Origin of the sequence: Streptomyces sp. NPDC002994, from assembly GCF_040611155.1 — a bacterium.
In the GTDB taxonomy this organism is placed as follows: domain Bacteria; phylum Actinomycetota; class Actinomycetes; order Streptomycetales; family Streptomycetaceae; genus Streptomyces.
In genome coordinates this window covers 46,132-65,989 of sequence record NZ_JBEXNQ010000025.1, presented here as the reverse complement: position 1 = coordinate 65,989, position 19,858 = coordinate 46,132, and the positions used below count along the sequence as shown (strand labels likewise).

Annotated in this window: 19 protein-coding genes; 13 read left to right on the top strand and 6 right to left on the bottom strand. The window is 71.0% G+C overall.

Annotation, left to right across the window (positions count from 1 at the left end; all coding sequences use genetic code 11):
* Positions 1–122 precede the first annotated feature (122 nt).
* Positions 123–431 carry a hypothetical protein gene (locus ABZX79_RS28650; protein ID WP_355263786.1) on the top strand — a complete coding sequence of 103 codons (309 nt, stop codon included), beginning with the start codon at positions 123–125 and terminating at the stop codon, positions 429–431.
* On the top strand, positions 424–1,245 hold the full coding sequence (locus tag ABZX79_RS28645; protein ID WP_355263783.1) for a DUF2637 domain-containing protein: 822 nt from the start codon (positions 424–426) through the stop codon (positions 1,243–1,245). Before ABZX79_RS28650 ends, ABZX79_RS28645 begins: the two co-directional genes overlap by 8 nt.
* Here ABZX79_RS28645 and ABZX79_RS28640 read toward each other — a convergent pair.
* Positions 1,214–2,323, bottom strand: a complete 1,110-nt coding sequence (locus ABZX79_RS28640; protein ID WP_355263780.1) for an esterase-like activity of phytase family protein — start codon at positions 2,321–2,323, stop codon at positions 1,214–1,216. The genes ABZX79_RS28645 and ABZX79_RS28640 overlap by 32 nt on opposite strands.
* Positions 2,324–2,592: 269 nt before the next feature.
* Between ABZX79_RS28640 and ABZX79_RS28635 the strand changes: the two genes are divergently transcribed.
* The 10 genes from ABZX79_RS28635 to ABZX79_RS28590 all read left to right on the top strand — a co-directional run bounded on the left by ABZX79_RS28635 (position 2,593) and on the right by ABZX79_RS28590 (position 13,340).
* The gene (locus ABZX79_RS28635; protein WP_355263777.1) at positions 2,593–3,669 is read left to right on the top strand and encodes a sugar ABC transporter substrate-binding protein; all 1,077 of its coding nucleotides are present in this window, start codon (positions 2,593–2,595) and stop codon (positions 3,667–3,669) included.
* Positions 3,666–5,198, top strand: a complete 1,533-nt coding sequence (locus ABZX79_RS28630) for a sugar ABC transporter ATP-binding protein (protein WP_355263774.1) — start codon at positions 3,666–3,668, stop codon at positions 5,196–5,198. Before ABZX79_RS28635 ends, ABZX79_RS28630 begins: the two co-directional genes overlap by 4 nt.
* A gap of 61 nt (positions 5,199–5,259) precedes the next feature.
* Entirely contained in the window at positions 5,260–6,252 is a 993-nt protein-coding gene (locus ABZX79_RS28625) for an ABC transporter permease (protein WP_355263921.1), read from the top strand.
* Positions 6,253–6,270: 18 nt separating this feature from the next.
* On the top strand, positions 6,271–7,653 hold the full coding sequence (locus ABZX79_RS28620) for an L-fuconate dehydratase (protein ID WP_355263771.1): 1,383 nt from the start codon (positions 6,271–6,273) through the stop codon (positions 7,651–7,653).
* A complete protein-coding gene (locus ABZX79_RS28615; RefSeq protein WP_355263768.1) occupies positions 7,650–8,432 on the top strand; it encodes an SDR family oxidoreductase in 783 nt (260 codons plus the stop codon). Before ABZX79_RS28620 ends, ABZX79_RS28615 begins: the two co-directional genes overlap by 4 nt.
* Complete coding sequence (locus ABZX79_RS28610; RefSeq protein WP_355263765.1) at positions 8,429–9,475, top strand: aldo/keto reductase; 1,047 nt, start codon at positions 8,429–8,431, stop codon at positions 9,473–9,475. The genes ABZX79_RS28615 and ABZX79_RS28610 overlap by 4 nt, the downstream gene beginning before the upstream one ends.
* Positions 9,472–10,254, top strand: coding sequence for a (Fe-S)-binding protein (locus ABZX79_RS28605; protein WP_355263762.1), 783 nt, complete (start codon positions 9,472–9,474; stop codon positions 10,252–10,254). Before ABZX79_RS28610 ends, ABZX79_RS28605 begins: the two co-directional genes overlap by 4 nt.
* Positions 10,251–11,714, top strand: coding sequence for a LutB/LldF family L-lactate oxidation iron-sulfur protein (locus ABZX79_RS28600; RefSeq protein ID WP_355263759.1), 1,464 nt, complete (start codon positions 10,251–10,253; stop codon positions 11,712–11,714). The genes ABZX79_RS28605 and ABZX79_RS28600 overlap by 4 nt, the downstream gene beginning before the upstream one ends.
* Positions 11,711–12,373 (top strand): LUD domain-containing protein, encoded by a 663-nt coding sequence (locus ABZX79_RS28595; RefSeq protein ID WP_355263756.1) that lies wholly within the window; start codon positions 11,711–11,713, stop codon positions 12,371–12,373. The genes ABZX79_RS28600 and ABZX79_RS28595 overlap by 4 nt, the downstream gene beginning before the upstream one ends.
* Positions 12,374–12,443: 70 nt before the next feature.
* The gene (locus tag ABZX79_RS28590; RefSeq protein ID WP_355263753.1) at positions 12,444–13,340 is read left to right on the top strand and encodes an amidohydrolase family protein; all 897 of its coding nucleotides are present in this window, start codon (positions 12,444–12,446) and stop codon (positions 13,338–13,340) included.
* On the opposite strand, the gene ABZX79_RS28585 is transcribed toward ABZX79_RS28590, so the two are convergent.
* The 4 genes from ABZX79_RS28585 to ABZX79_RS28570 all read right to left on the bottom strand — a co-directional run bounded on the left by ABZX79_RS28585 (position 13,315) and on the right by ABZX79_RS28570 (position 18,184).
* Positions 13,315–14,739, bottom strand: coding sequence for an acyl-CoA synthetase (locus ABZX79_RS28585; protein WP_355263750.1), 1,425 nt, complete (start codon positions 14,737–14,739; stop codon positions 13,315–13,317). The genes ABZX79_RS28590 and ABZX79_RS28585 overlap by 26 nt on opposite strands.
* Before the next feature lie 56 nt (positions 14,740–14,795).
* Positions 14,796–16,337: a GAF domain-containing protein gene (locus ABZX79_RS28580; RefSeq protein ID WP_355263747.1), complete on the bottom strand. Its 1,542-nt coding sequence runs from the start codon at positions 16,335–16,337 to the stop codon at positions 14,796–14,798.
* 27 nt (positions 16,338–16,364) lie between these two features.
* A complete protein-coding gene (locus ABZX79_RS28575) occupies positions 16,365–17,402 on the bottom strand; it encodes a rod shape-determining protein (RefSeq protein ID WP_355263744.1) in 1,038 nt (345 codons plus the stop codon).
* 194 nt (positions 17,403–17,596) lie between these two features.
* Positions 17,597–18,184 (bottom strand): hypothetical protein, encoded by a 588-nt coding sequence (locus ABZX79_RS28570; RefSeq protein WP_355263741.1) that lies wholly within the window; start codon positions 18,182–18,184, stop codon positions 17,597–17,599.
* A gap of 112 nt (positions 18,185–18,296) precedes the next feature.
* Between ABZX79_RS28570 and ABZX79_RS28565 the strand changes: the two genes are divergently transcribed.
* The gene (locus ABZX79_RS28565) at positions 18,297–19,253 is read left to right on the top strand and encodes a hypothetical protein (protein WP_355263738.1); all 957 of its coding nucleotides are present in this window, start codon (positions 18,297–18,299) and stop codon (positions 19,251–19,253) included.
* 93 nt (positions 19,254–19,346) lie between these two features.
* Here the strand turns inward: ABZX79_RS28565 and ABZX79_RS28560 are convergent, their stop codons facing one another.
* Positions 19,347–19,769, bottom strand: a complete 423-nt coding sequence (locus ABZX79_RS28560; RefSeq protein ID WP_355263735.1) for a MarR family transcriptional regulator — start codon at positions 19,767–19,769, stop codon at positions 19,347–19,349.
* Between the last annotated feature and the right edge of the window lie 89 nt (positions 19,770–19,858).

The following is a 19,858-nucleotide window of genomic DNA, read 5'->3' as shown; positions in this document are numbered from 1 at the left end:
GTGCGCAGCCGGCCTCGGCTTTGCTCGGGGCGGTGGCAGGGGGAGGGCGCCGTACACCTCGGGTGTCTCAGGGCTGGTGATCAACTCGGGCAAAGCTGTCTATACGTTATAACACCACCCATATGCTGCGCATCCTGCCTAATGCGTGCGCTGTTGGATGGAATATGACCAATACAAAGCGGCCGGACACCACCGCAGTGCGGATGGGGCGGTGGGTTTTCACGCCGGCCTGTGTTCGCTTCGCTCGCGAAGCGAACGCGACCTTGCATGACCGTGACCGGTGCATCGTCTTGAGGTACTCGTCCTCGATCCTCGAAAACTTCCTGAAGGAAATGGGAAGCATTGAGGCTGAGTTCGTCACGCTGTCGAGCACCGTGGAAGGCTCCGCCGGACCTGTCGGTCAGCAGGCAGGGCAGCGCTTTCATGCCTGAGGCGCGCGGCCGCCACAGTCGGCCGCCCTCCCGCTCAGACGATGCTGAGGCCTCGACGGATACGGTTGACGCGGACCAGCTCGCTTCTCCCCTTGGTCCGCTGGACGCGCACTGGGACCCGGCGGAGGAACTCGCTCATCTGCTGAAAGAGGCCATCGAAACCGACGCGAGCACCGCCCCCTCGTCCGCTGTCCTCGGCGAACCTCCGGGCACCGAAGGCCCGGACGCCCCTCTTGCGGGCCTGGCACAGATCACCGCAGAACTGCCCGCCCTGCGCGCCGCGCCCTCTCGCCGTCGCCGCGCGCCCTCGCGCAGACATGTGGCGAGCGGGCTGCAGACGGCCAGTTTCTTCCTGGCCGCGCTCGCAGCCGTCGTCGTGTCCATGGTCTGCGTCTTCGGCGGCATGGTCGCTTACGACCCGTTGCGCCACCTCGCCAAGTACCGCACGACCGGCGACGCGGTCAGGTGGTGGCCCTTGCTCGTCTACGGGCCTTGGATGGTTGCCTCCCTGTCCATCCTGCGCGCCGCCCTCCACCGGCGCCGCGCTGTGCATTCCTGGACCGTCGTGCTGCTCTTCTCCACCGTCTCCATACTCCTGTGTGTCTCCCAGGCTCCGAGGACCTTCGTCGACGTGGCAGCAGCCTCGCTCCCGTCCTTCGCCGCTCTGGCTTGCTTCCAGCAACTCGTCCGGCAGATCACCCTCACCCGGCCACCCCGCCAAGCGGCCCCCCGCCACCGGAGTGCCGCGCCCTCGCAGCAGAGTTCCGGACGACGCTTCGAAGTCAAGGCAGACGGTGAGCGGCCGGGATCTTGACCCGCAGCCTGTAGAGCCGGGTGATCTGCTGGGGCAGGTCGTTGTCGTCGCTGGTCAGGAGTAGGCGCAGGTGATGGTGGCCCTCGTAGCGCTGGACCGTCATTCCCTCGATGTTGTCGACGAGGGGGTGGTTCTGGGGGAGGTGTGACGGGGCTCCCAGGGTTGGGCAGGTGTCGAAGTCCGCCAGGAGGGTTTTGGGGAGGATGCCGTCGGTCGGTGTCAGGTGCTCCACGTTGCTGATGTCGCTGGCGCCGCGAGGGTCGGTCACGTACAGGCGGACCGAGATGCGGAACTGAGCGGTGAAGCCCCGTTCCAGGACCAGGAGTCGGCCGTCCGCTGTGGGAGCCAGCTCCACCAGGCCGTGGCCGGCGTCTACCGCGTAGCCGTACTGGGCCGCGGGGGTGAAGGGTGCTGAGCGGCCGGGGCGGTGCCAGGTTTGGATGCGTTGCAGCGCGCGGCCTGATGCGTCCGTGCCGTCGCCTGTCAGCGGACCTTCCATTCCCGCCATCAGCGTGCGGCCGTTGGGGTGGGACGTCAGGCTCTCGAAGGTCTGGTTCTGGCGGGCGCGGCCGGCCGGGGCGACGTGGAGTGCCTTTGGTACGGGGAGTTGGCCGAGGATCTTGCCGTGGGGTGCGTAGCGCCTGATTGATGGTTCCGTTTCTGAGGCGACCAGGTAGCTGCCGTCGGGCTCGGTGACTATTGCCTCGGAGTCGAGCGGGCCGCCGGCGGGGTCGGTGAGCGGAAGCGCTCCTGTGATGACCGGGCGCAGGGGGCCGTGCCGGCCCGGGCCGAGGTCCAGGCGGAAGAGTGTCGAGCGGTCCGAGAGCGCTACGGCCGAGCCGTCGGGGTGGACGGCCAGAGCCGATAGGCCGCCGACCTTCCGGTCGTTGAAGGCCGTCTTGTCCAGCGCGTCGGAGTAGCTGTCCACCGAGACGTAGGGCGAGCATGCGCGGTCGTGTGCTGGTTCGGTGCGGGTCGTGGGAGCTGCGACGGTCGCTCCCGTCAGCGTCAGCGTCAGTGTCAGCGTCAGTGTCAGGGCTGTGGCGCAGACGGTGGAGATCGTGGTTCGGCGGCGCACGGGTACCCCCAAGGGTGGTGGCGTACACGACAAGTGCCGAATAGTCATATGGCTGATTGAAGGAGATGGGAAGGGCGCGCCCTGCTCGCTCCGACTCGGTCGGAAGCCGGGGACGTCATTCATCGGATCAATGGGCCCGATTTCTCGGGAAAATGGCGCCTGAGGGGTGTTATAGAGGCTGAAAGGTCTGATAAATATTCGGCGCGGACGCGACGACCGGACCCGGCCGCCCCCCAACTCCGTAGCTTCCCTCGGTGAGGAGCCGTCTGATGACTGGCAGAACAGTGCGGAACAGGACAAGAGCGGCCCGCGCGGGCGCGCTGGCTGTTTGTGCCTCCCTCGCGCTCGCCGCTTGCGGCAGCACCAAGGACCAAGTGGCAGGCGGCAGCGGGGGAGGAGAGGGAGGAGAGGGAGGCGGGAAGGTGGGCGTGATCCTGCCCCTGCTGACCTCGCCGTTCTGGCAGGCGTACAACGACTACGTGCCGAAGATGGCCACGTCGCAGGACGTTCACGCGCTCAAGACCGTCAACTCCAACAGCGACCCCGCCCAGCAGATCACCGACATCAACAACCAGCTCAACCAGGGCGTCAGAGGTCTCGTCGTCGCGCCGCTCGACAGCGCCGCGATATCCGCCGGCCTCGACCAGGCCGAGCGCAAGGGCGTCCCGGTCGTCGCCGTCGACGTCGCCCCCGAAAAAGGCAAGGTCGCGATGATCGTGCGCGCCAACAACGTGGCGTACGGCGAGAAGGCTTGCACGTTCCTCGGCGAGGCCGTGAAGAGCGGCAAAGTCGTCCAGATCATGGGTGACCTCGCCTCGGTCAACGGGCGCGAGCGCTCGGAGGCCTTCCGTATGTGCGTGAACAAGAACCACCCGAAGGTCGAAGTCCTGGAGATTCCGGCGAAGTGGGAGTCCGACGCCGCCGCGTCCAAGCTCGACACCCTCCTGAATGCCCATCCGGACATCAAGGGGATCTATATGCAGGCCGGCGGCGTGTATCTCGCTCCCACCCTCCAGACCCTCAAGAGCAAGAGCCTGCTCAAGAAGGCCGGGCAGCCGGGGCATATCGCGATCGTCTCCAACGACGGCATCCCGCAGGAGTTCGACGCGATCCGCAAGGGCGAGATCGACGCGACCGTCTCCCAGCCGGCCGACACGTACGCGAAGTACGGCATGTACTACATCAAGGCCGCCATGGAAGGCAGGACCTTCCAACCCGGCCCGACCGACCACGACTCCGTCATCGTCGAGCACCCCAACGGGATGCTTGAGGACCAGCTGCCCGCGCCGCTGGTCACGAAGGAGAACGTGGACGATCCCGAGCTGTGGGGCAATACGGTCCAGTGAGTACTGAAACCAGACCGCCGGTTCCGCTCGTCGCGGCGACTGGCATCACCAAGCGGTACGGTCCGACCACCGCGCTCCAGGACGGCCGGCTGACCGTCATGCCCGGTGAGTCCCACGCCCTCGTCGGCCGCAACGGCGCCGGCAAGTCCACCCTCGTCACCATCCTCACCGGCCTCCAGGCGCCCGACGCCGGAACCGTCCTCTTCGACGGCGAGGCCGCGCCCGCGCTCTCCGACCGGGACGCGTGGCGCGCCAAGGTCGCCTGCGTCTACCAGAAGCCCACCGTCGTACCCGAACTGACCGTCGCCGAGAACCTTTTCATCAACCGGCAGCCCACTCGGCGCGGTGGTTTGATCAGCTGGCGGCGGCTGCGCGCCGAGGCGGCGGAGCTGCTGGAGACCTGGGACGTACGCGTCGACCCTGACGGCCCCGTCCGCGATCTCAAGGTCGAGGACCGGCAGATGGTCGAGATCGCCCGCGCCCTGTCGTTCGGCGCGCGCTTCATCATCCTCGACGAGCCGACCGCCCAGCTCGACAACAGGGAGATCGAGCGGCTCTTCGCGCGCATGCGGACGCTTCAGCAATCCGGCGTGACGTTCTTGTTCATCTCGCACCACCTCCAGGAGGTGTACGAGGTCTGCCAGGCCGTCACCGTGCTGCGCGACGCCCGCTGGATCACCACCGCCCCCGTCACCGAACTCCCGCGCGCCGCCCTGGTCGAGGCCATGGCGGGCGAGGCCGTCACGGCGCGGGAGAGCGCGGCGCGGACGAACGTCCCCGCCGACGCCGCGGTGCGTCTGCGGGTCACCGGGCTGAGCTCGGCGGCGTACGAGAACGTCGGCCTGACCGTCCGCGAGGGCGAGGTCGTCGGCCTCGCCGGCAGCAGCGGCAGCGGCAAGGTGGAGCTGGCCGAGACCTTCGCCGGTCTGTACGCCCCGGATTCGGGCAGCGCGGAACTCGACGGGCGGCGGATGCCGTTCGGTGACGTACCGGCGGCTCTGAAGGCGGGCGTGGGGTGTGTGCCGCGCGATCGGCACGACCAGGGGCTGGTGGCCGGGATGAGCGTCGGCGACAACGCGACGCTGAGCGTACTCGGGCGGCTCGGCCGGTACGGCTTCGTGTCCACCGACCGCAAGCGCGCCGAGGCGCAGCAGCTCATCGCCCGCCTCGACATCCATGCCGCGGGGCCGCAGCAGCCGGTGTCCGACCTGTCCGGCGGCAACGCCCAGAAGGTCGTCATGGCGCGGGCGCTGGCGTCCGATCCGCGGCTGCTCGTCCTCATCAATCCCACGGCGGGCGTCGACGTGAAGTCCAAGGAGTCGCTGCTCGCGCGAATGGACAGTGCGCGTGAGGACGGTACGGCGGTGCTGGTCGTGTCCGACGAGATCGACGACCTGCGCCGCTGCGACCGCGTGCTCGTCCTCTTTCACGGGCGGGTCGTCGCCGATCATCCGGCGGGCTGGCACGACCACGAGCTGATCGCATCCATAGAAGGAATAGAAGGAACAGAAGGAGTGGACCGTGGCTGACACCACTGCTCCGTCGGCCTCGGCGTCGGACACGACCACCGCCGGTGGCGGCCACAAGCCCATGCCGTCCCCGGCCGCCAAGGGAACGCGTGGCCTGCTGCTCAGCCGGGCCCGCGAACTCGCCCTCGTACCGGCCCTGCTGGTCCTCGTCGTCTTCGGCGCCCTGGTCAACGACACCTTCCTCACCCAGCGCAACCTCATCTCCATCCTCGGCGCTTCCGCCGCGCTCGCGATGGTGGTGCTCGCCGAGGCGCTGGTGCTCATCACCGGCAAGTTCGATCTGTCACTGGAGTCGGTAGTCGGCATCGCCCCGGCCGTCGGCGCGCTGCTCGTGCTGCCCGCCGCCCAGGGGGGGTTCGGCACCGAACTGCCGGTCTTCGTCTGCGTCATGGCGATCGTGGTGATCGGCGCGGTGATCGGCGTCTTCAACGGCCTGCTGGTGGTGAAGCTCAAGCTCAACGCCTTCATCGTCACGCTCGCCATGCTGATCGTGCTGCGCGGCCTGCTCGTCGGCGCGACCGAGGGCAAGACGCTCTTCGGGATGCCCGACGCCTTTTACACGCTCGCCACCACCACGTTTCTGACGGTCCCGATGTCGGTGTGGCTGGCGGCCATCGCCTTCGGTGTCGCGGGGCTCGTGCTCAAGTACCACCGCGTGGGCAGGGCGCTCTTCGCGATCGGCGGCAATCCCGCCGCCGCGCGGGCCGCCGGCATCCGCGTGGAGCGGGTGATGCTCGGGGTGTTCGTCGTCGCGGGGGCGCTTGCCGCCGTCGGCGGGCTCATGCAGACGGGTTACGTCGGTGCCATCAACGCCAACCAGGGCCAGAACATGATCTTCACGGTGTTCGCTGCCGCCGTCATCGGCGGGATCAGCCTGGACGGCGGCAGGGGCACCATGTTCGGCGCGCTCACCGGCGTGCTGCTGCTCGGCGTCGTACAGAACCTGCTGACACTCGCCCAGGTGCCGTCCTTCTGGATCCAGGCGATCTACGGCGGAATCATCCTCGTCGCTTTGATGATCGCGCGCGTCACGACCGGCCGGGCCCAGGACTGAGTAGGTAAGGACCGTGCCATGAAACTCCCCGTAGCCGTACCCGTGATCGGGCGGCCCACTGGGCCCCGTATCACCGCCATCGAGACGTACGACATCAGATTCCCCACCTCACGGCAGCTCGACGGCTCCGACGCCATGAACCCCGATCCCGACTACTCCGCCGCCTATGTGGTGCTGCGCACCGACGCGGCGGACGGGCACGAGGGGCACGGTTTCACCTTCACCATCGGGCGCGGCAACGACGTCCAGGTCGCGGCGATCGAAGCCCTGCGCGCGCATGTCGTCGGCCGGCCGGCCGACGAGCTGTGCGCCGACCCGGGCACGCTCGGCCGGGACCTGACCGGGGACAGCCAACTGCGCTGGCTCGGGCCCGAGAAGGGCGTGATGCACATGGCGATCGGCGCGGTCGTCAACGCCGCCTGGGACCTCGCCTCCAAGCGGGCCGGCAAGCCGCTGTGGAAGTTCCTCGCCGACGCCGAACCCGAGTGGCTCGTCTCGCAGGTCGACTTCCGCTACATCGCGGACGAACTCAGCCCCGAGGACGCGCTGGGGCTGCTGCGGTGGGGCCGGGACGGGCGCGGCGAGCGGGAGGCGCTGCTCCGCGCGCAGGGGTACCCCGGCTACACCACGTCCCCGGGCTGGCTCGGCTACTCCGACGAGAAGCTGACCCGGCTGGCGCGGGAGGCCGTCGCCGACGGCTTCATCCAGATCAAGCTGAAGGTCGGCGCGGATCTGGCGGACGACATCCGGCGGATGCGGACCGCGCGCGCCGCCGTCGGCCCCGACATCCGCATCGCGATCGACGCCAACCAGCGGTGGAACGTCGGCGAGGCCGTCGACTGGACGCGGGCGCTGGCGGAATTCGACCCGTACTGGATCGAGGAGCCGACCAGCCCCGACGACGTTCTCGGGCACGCCGAGATCCGCAAGGCCGTCACGCCCGTGAAGGTCGCCACCGGCGAACACGTACAGAACCGCATCGTCTTCAAGCAGCTCCTCCAGGCCGGGGCCATCGACGTACTCCAGATCGACGCGGCGCGGGTCGGCGGGGTGAACGAGAATCTGGCGATTCTGCTGCTCGCCGCGAAGTTCGGGGTGCCGGTGTGTCCGCACGCGGGGGGCGTCGGGCTGTGCGAGCTCGTCCAGCACCTGTCGATGTTCGACTACGTCGCGCTCACCGGGACCACCGAGAACCGTGTCATCGAGTACGTCGACCACCTCCACGAGCACTTCACGGAACCCGTGGTGGTACGGGACGGGCACTACGCGGCGCCGGACGCGCCGGGGTTCTCGGCGACGATGCGTCCCGAGTCGATCGCTGAATTCACCTATCCGGACGGCTCGTTCTGGGTCGCCGATCTGGCATGTGAGTCCGCCGCTGCCGAGGAGGCCGCCGTATGACGCAGACCGCGATGGACGACCCGAACCGTCTCGACGGCCTCAAGGCCCTGGTGACCGGCGGTGCCTCCGGCATCGGCCTCGCCACCGCGCGGCTGCTCGCCGCACGCGGCGCCGACGTCGCCGTACTGGACCTGGACCCGTCCGGTGCGGGGGCGCCGCTGCTCGGGATCAAGGCCGACGTCTCGGACGACGCGTCCGTACGGGAAGGAGTCGCCACGGCGGTGAACCGGCTCGGCGGGCTCGACATCCTGGTCAACAACGCGGGCATCGGCGCCGCCGGAACCGTCGAGGACAACGACGACGCGCAGTGGCACCGCGTCCTGGACGTCAACGTCCTAGGCATGGTCCGCACCACCCGCGCCGCGCTGCCGCACCTGCGGCGGTCGGCGCACGCCGCGATCGTCAACACGTGCTCGATCGCCGCGACGGCCGGGCTGCCGCAGCGTGCGCTCTACAGCGCCAGCAAGGGCGCGGTGCTGTCCCTGACCCTTGCCATGGCCGCCGACCACGTACGGGAAGGGATACGCGTCAACTGCGTGAACCCGGGCACCGCCGACACCCCGTGGGTCGGCCGCCTCCTGGACGCCGCCGACGACCCGGAGGCCGAGCGCGCCTCCCTGAACGCCCGCCAGCCCATGGGCCGCCTGGTCAGCGCCGGTGAAGTGGCCGCCGCCATCGCCTACCTCGCGAGCCCGGCCGCGGCCTCGGTCACCGGCACCTCGCTCGCGGTCGACGGTGGCATGCAGGGCCTGCGCCCGCGCCCGGCGGAAGCCCGGTGAGCGCGGGCCCGGTGAGCGCGCCGGGGGAGGTCGCGGACATCACCACCCTGGGGCGCAGCGGCGTACCCGTCACCGCACTGTCCTTCGGGGCCGCCGCGCTCGGCAATCTCTTCGCTCCCGTCACCGACGAGGCCGCCGCCGAAGCGGTCCACGCCGCCTGGGACGCCGGCATCCGCTACTTCGACACCGCGCCGCACTACGGCCTCGGGCTCTCCGAGCGGCGCCTCGGGGACGCCCTGCGCGGGCGGGACCGTGACACGTACACCCTCTCCACCAAGGTGGGACGGCTGCTGGTCGCGGACGGACCGCGGGGCGGTAGGGACGGTGGCTGTACGGACGGCGAGGGCTTCGCCGTGCCCGCCACGCACCGCCGTGTCTGGGACTTCAGCGGCGACGGCGTACGGCGCTCCGTCGAGGACAGCCTTCAGCGGCTCGGCCTCGACCGGATCGACGTCGTCTACCTCCACGACCCCGACGACCACGCCGACCAGGCGTTCCGCGAGGGTTACCCGGCGCTGGAGCGGCTGCGCGCCGAAGGCACCGTACGGGCGATCGGCGCCGGCATGAACCAGGCCGCGATGCTCACCCGCTTCATCCGCGACACCGATGTCGACGCGGTGCTGTGCGCCGGCCGCTACACCCTCCTCGACCAGCGCGCAGGCGACGAACTCCTGCCCGAGGCCACCGCCCGCGGCAAAAGCGTCGTCGTCGGCGGGGTCTTCAACTCCGGCCTGCTGGCCGACCCGCGCCCCGGTGCGACGTACGACTACGCCCCCGCGTCGATGGACCTCCTCGACCGCGCCCTGCGTGCCAAGGCCGTCGCCGAGCGCCACGGCGTCCCGCTGCGCGCCGCCGCCCTGCGCTTCCCCTTCGGCCGGACCGCCGTGGCGAGCGTGCTGGTCGGTGCGCGGTCGGCGGCCGAAGTGGCGGACGCGGCCGCCATGTTCGCGACACGCACCCCCGCGCGGATGTGGGAGGAGCTGCGCGGGGAGAGTGTGCTGGGGGCGGACGTACCGGTCCCGGTGGAGGTCGAACAACCATGAAAATCGCCCTGTTCATCACCTGCTTCAACGACACGATGTTTCCGGATACGGGAAGGGCGGTGGTCTCACTCCTTGAACGCCTCGGCCACACCGTCGAGTTCCCCCAGGCCCAGGCCTGCTGCGGCCAGATGCATTTCAACACCGGCTACCGCCCCGAGACCCTCCCCATGGTCCGGCGCTTCGCCGACGTCTTCGAGAGGCAGGAGTACGACGCCGTGGTCGCCCCCTCCGGATCCTGCGTCGGCATGGTCCGCGACTACCACCACGTTGTGGCCCGGCAGTACGGCGACAGCGCGCTCGTCGAGCGCGTGGAAGCGGTGACCCCCAGGGTGTACGAGCTCTCCGAGCTGCTCGTCGACGTACTCGGCGTGACCGACGTCGGGGCGTACTTCCCGCACCGCGTCACCTACCACCCCACTTGCCACAGCCTGCGCATGCTCCGTGTGGGCGACCGCCCGCTCCAGCTCCTGCGCGCCGTCAAGGGAATCGACCTGGTGGAGCTGCCGGCGGCCGACAGCTGCTGCGGCTTCGGCGGTACGTTCGCCCTCAAGAACCCCGACACCTCGAACGCGATGCTCGCCGACAAGATGCGCGCCGTCCTCGACACCCGCGCCGACGTCCTGACCGCCGGCGACAACTCCTGCCTCATGCACATCGGAGGCGGCTTGAACCGGCTGCGCACCGGCGTCGGTACCCGCCACCTCGCCGAAATCCTCGCCTCGACGGAAGACCCGACGGAAGACCCGACGGAAGACCCGACGGAAGTGACTGGACGATGAACGCCAACAACAACGTCGTCTGGCTCGGCGCGCCCTCCTTCCCGGAAGCCGCCCGCAAAGCCGTCGCCGACACGCAGCTGCGCACCAACCTGCGCAAGGCGACCGGCACCATCCGCGACAAGCGCCTCGCCGTCACCGCGGAACTCGACGACTGGGAGGAGCTGCGCACCGCCGGTGAGGCCCTGAAACGACGCACCCTCCGCCACCTCGACACGCATCTCGTACGGCTCGAACAGTCGGTGACCAAGGCCGGTGGCACGGTCCACTGGGCGGCCGACGCCGCCGAAGCGAACCGCATCGTCATCGACCTCGTGAAGGCGACGGGCGAGCCGGAAGTCGTCAAGGTCAAGTCCATGGCCACCCAGGAGATCGCCCTCAACGAAGCCCTCGCCGAGCAGGGCATCCGCGCGTACGAGACCGATCTCGCCGAGCTCATCGTGCAGCTGGGCGACGACCGCCCCTCCCACATCCTCGTCCCCGCCATCCACCGCAACCGGGCCGAGATCCGCGAGATCTTCCGGCGCGAGATGGGGAAATGGGGCCGCCCCGCCCCCGAAGGCCTCACCGACCGCCCGAGCGACCTCGCCGACGCCGCGCGCCTGCATCTGCGCGAGAAGTTCCTGCGCGCCAAGGTCGCCGTCTCCGGCGCCAACTTCGCCGCTGCCGACACCGGGACGGTCGGCGTCGTCGAGTCCGAGGGAAACGGCAGGATGTGCCTCACCCTCCCCGAGACCCTGATCACGGTGATGGGGATCGAGAAAGTGCTGCCGTCCTTCGAGGACCTGGAGGTCTTTCTCCAGTTGCTGCCGCGCTCCTCGACGGGCGAGCGCATGAATCCGTACACCAGCATGTGGACCGGCACGACCCAGGGCGACGGGCCGCAGGACTTCCACCTCGTCCTGCTCGACAACGGCCGGACGGCGACGCTGAAGGACACCGTCGGCCGCCAGGCGCTGGCCTGCATCCGCTGCTCGGCGTGCCTCAATGTCTGCCCGGTGTACGAGCGGACGGGCGGCCACGCGTACGGCTCGGTCTACCCGGGCCCGATCGGCGCCGTACTCACTCCGCAGCTCGTCGGGGTGGAGCACGCGGAGTCGCTGCCGTTCGCCTCGACGCTCTGCGGGGCCTGCTACGACGCCTGCCCGGTGAAGATCAACATTCCGGAGGTGCTGGTCCATCTGCGGGCCGAGGTCGTCGAGTCCAAGCGCGCCAAGAGCCGCGTACCGACGCCGGAGGCCCTGGTCATGAAGGCCGCCGCGGCCGTACTTTCGTCCCCCGGCAAACTGTCCGCCGTCCAGCGCCTCGCGCACCCCGCCGCCCGGCTCGTCTCCCGGCGCGGAAGCATCGGCAACCTGCCGGGACCGCTCGGCCGCTGGACCCGGACCCGCGACACGGCGGTGCCGCCGAAGGAATCCCTGCGGGCGTGGTGGCGCAGGACACGAGAGGGAGGCGTCAAGTGACGACGACACGTGACACTGTGCTGGGCCGGATCAGGGCGGCCCTCGCCGACGTACCGGCGACCGAGGGGCCGGACGATGTACCCGTCCCGCGCGACTACCGCCGTTCGCACGCCGAGCCCGACGCGACCGCGCAGTTCGCCGAGCGCGTCGCCGACTACCGGGCCACGGTCACCCGTACGACGCCGGACCGCGCCCGCGATGCCGTCGCGGCGCGCCTCGCCGCGCGGGGGTTGCGCACGCTTGTCGTGCCGGGCGGCTTCCCGGCCGAACTGCTCCCAGGGGACGGCCAGTGGACCGTCCTGCGCGACGAGCCGCCGTTGTCCGTCACCGACCTGGACGCCGCCGACGGTGTGCTGACGACCGCGGCCCTCGGCATCGCGGTCACCGGCACGATCGTGCTCGACGCGGGCCCCGGCCAGGGCCGCAGGGCGCTCACGCTCCTCCCCGACTACCACCTGTGCGTCGTACGGGAGGACCAGATCGCCGGCGACATCCCCGAGGCGCTGACCCGCCTCGACGCGACCGCGCCCCTGACGTGGATCTCGGGGCCCTCCGCCACCAGCGACATCGAACTCGACCGGGTGGAGGGCGTGCACGGCCCGCGCACGCTGGACGTCATCGTCGTCGCCACCACCGAATCCGGGGAGCAGCCGTCGTGAGAGTCGCCCGGTTCGCGCACGACTACGCGGCGGAGGGCGCGGGGGCGGGCCTTCCTGCCGTGTGGGACCTGTGACCGCCGTGCGCCGCCTCGTGGACGCCCACCACCACGTCTGGGACCTGTCCGTACGCGACCAGGACTGGATCGCCGGGCCGGAACTCGCCCCCATTCGCCGGAACTTCCTCCTCGACGACCTGCTCCCGGAGGCCGCCGCCTCGGGCGTCGAAGCGACCGTGCTCGTCCAGACGATCACCATGCCCGAGGAAACCCCGGAGCTCCTGGCCCTCGCCGCCACGAGCGACCTGATCGCGGGCGTCGTCGGCTGGACCGACCTCACCGCGCCGGGCGTCGCCGACACGATCGCGGAACTCCGCGAACTCCCCGGCGGCGACCGCCTGGTCGGCATCCGCCACCAGGTGCAGGGCGAGCCGGATCCGGAGTGGCTGCTGCGGCCCGACGTGCACCGCGGCCTCGCGGCGGTGGCCGACGCGGGGCTCGTGTACGACCTGGTGGTCCTGCCGGGGCAGCTGGGCGCCGCCGCGAAGGCCGCGGCGGCGCACCCGGGCCTCGGCTTCGTCCTGGACCACCTGGGCAAGCCGCCGGTCGCGTCCGGCGAGCTGGAGCCGTGGGCTTGCGACGTACGCCGTCTCGCCTCGCTGCCCAACACCGTGTGCAAGCTGTCGGGACTGGTCACCGAGGCGGACCGGGCGACGTGGACGGTGGCGGACCTGCGCCCGTACAGCGACACGGCACTCGACGCGTTCGGACCGTCCCGGCTGATGTTCGGCTCGGACTGGCCGGTGTGCGGGCTGGCGTCGTCGTACGCCGGAGTGCTCGCGGCGGCGCGGGAGTTGACGGCGGGCCTCGGCGAGGGCGAGCGGGCCGATGTCTTCGCGGGGACGGCCGACCGGACGTACGGCCTGGACCTTTCGGGTCCGGAAGTCAGGCCCGCAGGGCTCCCTTCATGATCTTGCCCATGTCGTTGCGGGGCAGCGAGTCCAGCAGCCGGACGGCACGCGGACGCTTGTGCGGAGCCAGCAGGCCCGCCACGTGGTCGGCAAGCTCCGCCTCCGACGGCGGCGACAGCGGGTCCGCCGGCACGATCCACGCCACGATCCGCTCGCCCAGATCTTCGTCGGGCTCGCCCGTGACCGCGGCCTCCTCTACCCGGGGATGCTCCAGCAGCGCGTTCTCGATCTCGCCCGCGCCGATCTTGTAGCCGCCACTCTTGATGAGGTCGGTGGTCTTGCGGCCGACGATCCGTACGTAGCCGTCGGCGTCCAGCGTCGCCATGTCGCCCGTACGGAACCAGGGCCCGTCGAACGCGGCGGCGGTCGCTTCCGGCCGGTTCAAGTACTCCGTGAAGAGGTTCGGCCCGCGCACCTGGAGCTCGCCGATGCCGTCCGCCTCGTCCACCAGCCGCAGTTCCACACCGGGCAGCGGCAGCCCGACCGTGCCGGGGCGGGCCTCGCCGTCGGCCCGTACCGACGTGTTCATCAGCGTCTCGGTCATGCCGTACCGCTCGATCACCGCACGCCCCGTCGCCGCGGTGATCCGCCGGTGGTCGCGCACCGGCAGGGCCGCCGACCCCGACACCAGCAGCCGCGCCCCCGCCAGGGCCTTGGCCAGCTCCTGGTCGGTCTCGAGCGCTTCGGCCAGCCGGTGGTACATCGTCGGTACGCCGAAGAGCATCGTCGCGCCCGCCGACAGCTCCCGCGTGACGCCCCGTACGTCGAACCTGCCCAGGTGCCGCACCTCGCCCCCGCGCCGCAATGGGCCGAGGATGCCGAGGATCAGCCCGTGCACGTGGAAGAGCGGCAGCGCGTGCACCAGCACGTCGTCGGCCGTCCACTCCCATGCCTCCTCCAGCGCGTCCAGCGTCGCGGCGATCGCGCGGCGGGGGAGGACCGCGCCCTTGGGCGGTCCGGTCGTACCCGAGGTGTAGACGATCAGCGCGGGGGAGCCGGGCGACGGCTCGGCGGGCAGAGCGGACGCCGGTCCCTCGCCCGTAACCATGACATCGATACGTTCCAACTCGCCCAGTGCCGAGGGCAGTTCCTCGCCCGCTGCCGCCAGCACCAACGTCGGCCCGCTGTCCGCCACGATGTGCCCCAGCTCCCGCTCCCCGGTCTTCGGGTTGAGCGGCACAGCGGGCACCCCCGCCAGCAGCGCCGCGACCACCCCGACCGCCGTCTCCGGACTCGGAGTGGCCCAGACGGCCACCCGCCCGGCGCCCGCGATCCTGGCGGCCAGTCCACCGGCGGCGGAGGCGAGAGCGGCGTACGTCAGGGTCCGGTCGCCGAACCGCAGTGCGGGCCGGTCGGAGTGTAGGTGGAGTGAGGGAAAGAGCGCGGAGGAGGCAGCCATGGGGCCGACCCTACGACTCCCTGTTCTGTGACCGCATCCCCGTTCGAGGGCCCGCGTCAGATCGGCGCCTGCCGGCTCACCGTCGTTCCGCCCCCGCCCCCGCTGCCGTCCTCGGCCGCCCCGTCGTCCGTCACCGTCAGCCGTACGCCGTCCCGCCCGTCCGGCAGCTTCGCCTTCGCGTCGATCTCCACCCTGACCGCCGTGATCCCCGACCGCCGGTGCGCCGCCGCCAGCGCGCCGCGCAGCTCGGCCAGCAGCTGCCGGCCCACCGGTTCCGGCACCAGGGCATCCACCGGGCCCGTGAAGTGCACCGACGGCTGGAAGCCCAGCAGCGAGGCCGCGCCGGCGGTCTCGCGCAGGACCCGGCCCCGGAAGGTGGCGGGCGCGTCCGCCGGGGGCTGTTGCAGCGCGAAGATCGTCGTCCGTACCTCCTGGATGGTGGAGTCGAGCTCATCGACGGCCGCGCCGAGCAGCTCGTCGAGGTCCAGGTCCGCAGCAGCAGCAGCCCGCCGCCGGGTGGACTCCAGCATCATCTCGGTGGCGAACAGCCGCTGTACGACCAGATCGTGCAGGTCACGCGCGATCCGGTCGCGGTCCTCGAACACCGCCAGCCGCTCCCGGTCCTGCCTGCTGTCCGCCAGGACGAGCGCCAGCGCCGCCTGCGATGCGAACTGCGAGGCGAGCAGCCGGTCGACCGCCGTGTAAGGCGGACCGCCGCGCCGCCTCGGCAGGGCGAGTGTGCCGATCAGCTTGCCGCCGCTCTGGAGCGGCAGCATCATGCTCGGCCCGAAACGGGCCCGTACGTGCGTGGTCATCCGCTCGTCGGTCGCCGAGTCCTCGACGAACACCGGCTCCCCGCCGAGCAGTTGCTCCAGGACCGAACTGCCGGCCTCGATGACCGTACCCATCAGATCGGCGGGGTCGTCGAGGGTCGAAGCGGCGACGATCTCCATGCCGCCCCCGGCGGTGGGCTGGAGGACCACGCCCGCCGAGGCGTCGGCGAGGATACGGGCCTGCTCGGCCACGGTCATCAGCGCGTCCTCGCCGCTCTCGCCGCTCTCGCCGGTCAGGAGGGCGGTGGTACACGCGGCGGCGCCCTGGATCCAGCGCTCCCGTCGGCGGGCCGTCTCGTACAGCCGCGCATTGCCGATCGCGATGCCCGCCTGCGAAGCGAGCACCCGCAGCAGCGCCAGGTCGTCCGCGGTGAAACGGGACGTCGCCGCCCCTTCCGGGCTCCGCTTCTCGGTCAGGCAGAGCGTGCCGAAGGCCTCGGCGTGGACCCGGATCGGGACGCCGGCGAAGGACAGCGGGCGCGGCTCCTGGAGGAGGTGGCCGATCAGGCCCGTGCGGCCGTCGGGCAGCCGGCCGATGCGCTCCCGGGTCTCGTCGTCGATCCCCGAGGTGAACAGCTCGGTGATGGTGCCGCGCTCGGGATCGACGACCCCGAGCGCGCCGTACCTGGCGTCGGCCAGTTCGGTGGCGGTGTCCACGATGTGCTGGAGGGTGGCGTGCAGTTCGAGTTCGGAGCCGACGTTCAGCACGGCCTCCAGCAGCATCGGAAGCCGGGGCGCCACGCTTGCCCCGCTCTCCGGGTTCATGCGGTCGCTCCGTGCGCGCCGTGGTGCTCAGTGGTTGATCGGCTCGAGGACCATCGGAGCGATCTTGCCCTCCAGCATCGCTCCGAGCCCGAGTACGGAGCAGACGTCGGGGCGCTCCGCGATGTGTACCGGCATGCCCGTCGCGTCGCGCAGCATCTGGTCGAGGCCCGGCAGCAGCGCGCTGCCGCCGACCATCATGATCCCGCGGTCCGCGAGGTCGGCGACCAGGTCGGGCGGGCAGTCGCGCAACACCTTCCCGATGCCGTCGAGCACGGCGGTGAGTGGCGTGTGGATGGCCTGGCGCACGGCGGCGGTGTCGACGTGGACGGAGCGGGCGAGGCCGGTGGCCACGTCCCGGCCGTGGATCTCGGTGGAGGCCGGGCCCTCTGCGGTCAGGCCGTTGCCCCTGAGTGCCAGCTGGAGGGGGCGTACGGACTGGCTCGGCAGCATCAGCTCGTGCTGGTGGCGCAAGTACTGGATCACGGCGTGGTCGATGGCGTTGCCGCCGACCGGGATGCGCTGGGCGGTGACGATCGAGCCGAGCGAGAGCACCGCCACCTGGGTGGTGGCCGCCCCGCACACCATGATCATGGTGGCCGACGGCTGTTCCACCGGCAGCCCGCAGCCGACGGCCGCGGCGATGAGGGTGTCGACGAGTTCGACGCGGCGCGCGCCGAGTCCGATGAGCGTTTCGACGGCCGCGCGCTGGGCGAGCGGGTCGCTGTCGTGGGGCGTGCAGGCGGCGGCGCGCAGCCGTGGCTTGCGGCGGAGCTGGCGCCGGAGCTTCTCCCCGATGAGGTGGCGCAGCATGCGCTGGGCCATTTCGATGTCTACGACGGTGCCGCCGGAGACGGGGCGTACGACACGGATGTAGTCGGGCGTACGGCCGGTCATCTGTTCGGCGAAGGCACCGACGGCGATGAGCGCGCCGGTGCGGGTATTGACGGCGGCCACACTCGGCTCGTCGACGACGAGCCCCACACCCTTCACGAAAACCCGGGTCCTGGCGGCCCCGAGATCGACGGCGATATGGCAACGGCGCAACTGCTCAAGACTGACGGTCACGGCAGGTTCTCCCGAGAGCGCTGACGGACCGGCGGGTGCCGGTCCTGCTTCGCATCGTGCGGGGGCCGGTGGCCGGGCGCGCGCTGAGTGAGCCGGTCGGGCGTACGAGCTGACACCGCGCCAGGAGCGGGTGGCGCCTGTCGGAGGCTTGTCGGAGGCCTGTCTGAGGCCTGTCCGTGCCGGTCCGGCCGAGGTTATGGGCCGTCAGGAAAGCCCACGCGTTGCAGCAGACCCCAGGTGAACTCCGCGACGCACGGTTTACCGTCGGGCAGCGTCAGCCCGAGCCGCCACCGGGTCGGCGCCGTTCCCTCCATCGGGCGCGCGGGCGGGAAGGCGCGGGCCACCTCGTCGACGGTGCACGACCACGGGCGGAGGTCACCGGCCGTACGCAGCTCGGGGGCCGGGGTGCCGGGGGCACGGACCAGCCATTCGTTCCATACGGCGCCACCCGGCGCGGTGAGCACCTCGAAGCGCAGGCCGGGCCAGAGCGGCACCGGCCACGCCAGGGCGTCGCACTCCAGGTCGCCGATCCGGCGGCGTACGGAAGTCTCGGGCGGCCCGAGCACCGAGCGGTAGCGCGCCACCGAGCCGCGCGCCCGCGGCGAACGCACCATGGCCTGCCAGCGGCGATTGGCCTCGCGCAGGTCCGCCGGCGTCACGCCGAGCTCGCGGCGGGCGTCCTCGACCAGGTCGGGCTGGTGGTCGGCCATCCGGCGCAACAGCACCAGCTGGAAGTCGAGAGGCCCGAAGGGATGTGTGCCCGGATGCGTGCCCGTATGCATACGTCCATCCTGCCCTGCCCTGCTGACACGCCGTGGAATACACGCTTCCACACAAGATCCTCACAGGACCGGTTCCCGATGTTGACCGTGGGACGCATAACCTGCGGGCGCCATGGACTACTGCTACTCCTGCCGCAGGCACCTCAACGGCGCTCTGGCCTGCGCCGGATGCGGAGCCCCCGTCGGTGACCTCGGCCACGCCGCCCCCGAGGTGCCCTCGGGACACGACGCCCGTCACGGTGACGACGTACACGGGTCGCACAGTGGTGGCTACGACCGTGACGAGGGTTATGGCAACGGTCATGGTTACGGCGACGGCCATGCGTACGACCACGACGCCGGTTATGGCCACGACGACCGTTACGACAGCGGTGACCACTACGACGGTGACGATGGTGACTACGGTCACGAAGAAGCTGCCGCCGCGCCCGCTGATTCCGACCCGGCCGCCGCCCCCGTCGGTCCCGGCCGCGCCGCCCGGCGTACGAAACGTGCCCGCAGGGCGCACCGCCGCCGGGGCCGCAAGATGGTCCTCGTCTGCATGGGCCTGGTGCTGGCCGGCGGCGCGCTGAGCCTGGCCGAGCTCGCCACGGAGTCCGGGGGCGAGGGGTGGGTGTCCGGCGCCATGGACGGTGAGGACGAAGCCGAAGGCGAAGGCGAGGGTGCCGAGAGCCGGCCGACCGCGACCGGTGCCGGGGGGACCGCCGGCGTCGGCGGGGCCGGGAACGCGGAGGTGGATCCGTCGGCGTCGGCGCGTTCCGCCTCGGCCTCGGCCTCGGCCTCCGCCTCCGCGTCGGACAGCAGCTCGCCGTCCGCCAAGGCTTCGAAGTCCGCGTCGGCGAAGGCCGCGGACGCCACCACCGCCGCCGCCACCGCGTCGGATCCGCAGTCGGCGCCCGGTGGCGCGCCGCCGGAGCCCGGGGGCGGCGCGTCGTCCGAGCCCGAGCCCGCGCCGCCGCCCCCACCGCCGCCGGCGTCGTCCGAGGACCCGGGGCCCGCACCTGATCCGACACCGCCGCAGCCCGCGCCGACGGAGACCTGCGACCGGTTCCTGTGGTGGTGCACCTGAGCGGGAACCGGTCCGGCTGACCCGGGGGATCCGGCCGACCCGGGGCCCTGACCCGGGGGTCCGACTGACCCGGGGGTCCGACTGACCCGGGGGTCAGTGCCCGAGCATCCGTTTCAGCAGGTCACGCAGGGCGGTGCGCTCGTCGTCCGACAGCTCGCCCAGTGGTTCTCGCGCGAAGTTCAGCGATTCGCGCAGCCTGGCCGCCGTCCGCCGCCCGTCCTCGGTGGCGGCGGCGAGTTTGACGCGCCGGTCGGCCGGGTCCGGCTGCCGCTCGACCAGCCCGCGCGCTTCGAGCCGGTCGACGATGCCGGTGACGTTCGACGGCTCGCACTTCAATTTCCTGGCTATGCGCCGCATGGGCATCGCCTCGATGGAGAGCAGACCCAGCACGCGCGCCTGGGCGCCGGTGAGTGCGTGCTCGGCCGCGGCCTCGTCGTACTCCTCGTGGTAGCGGGACACGACCTCGCCGATGAGCTCGACGACTTCGAGGGTCAGAGGGTCTGTACGAGGGGCCATGCGCCCCATCCTACCCATTTACTTGACAATCTTAAATATCCAGGAGCATGGTTGTTTCAGTACCTGAAGCTTTTCCAAGGAGGTCGCAC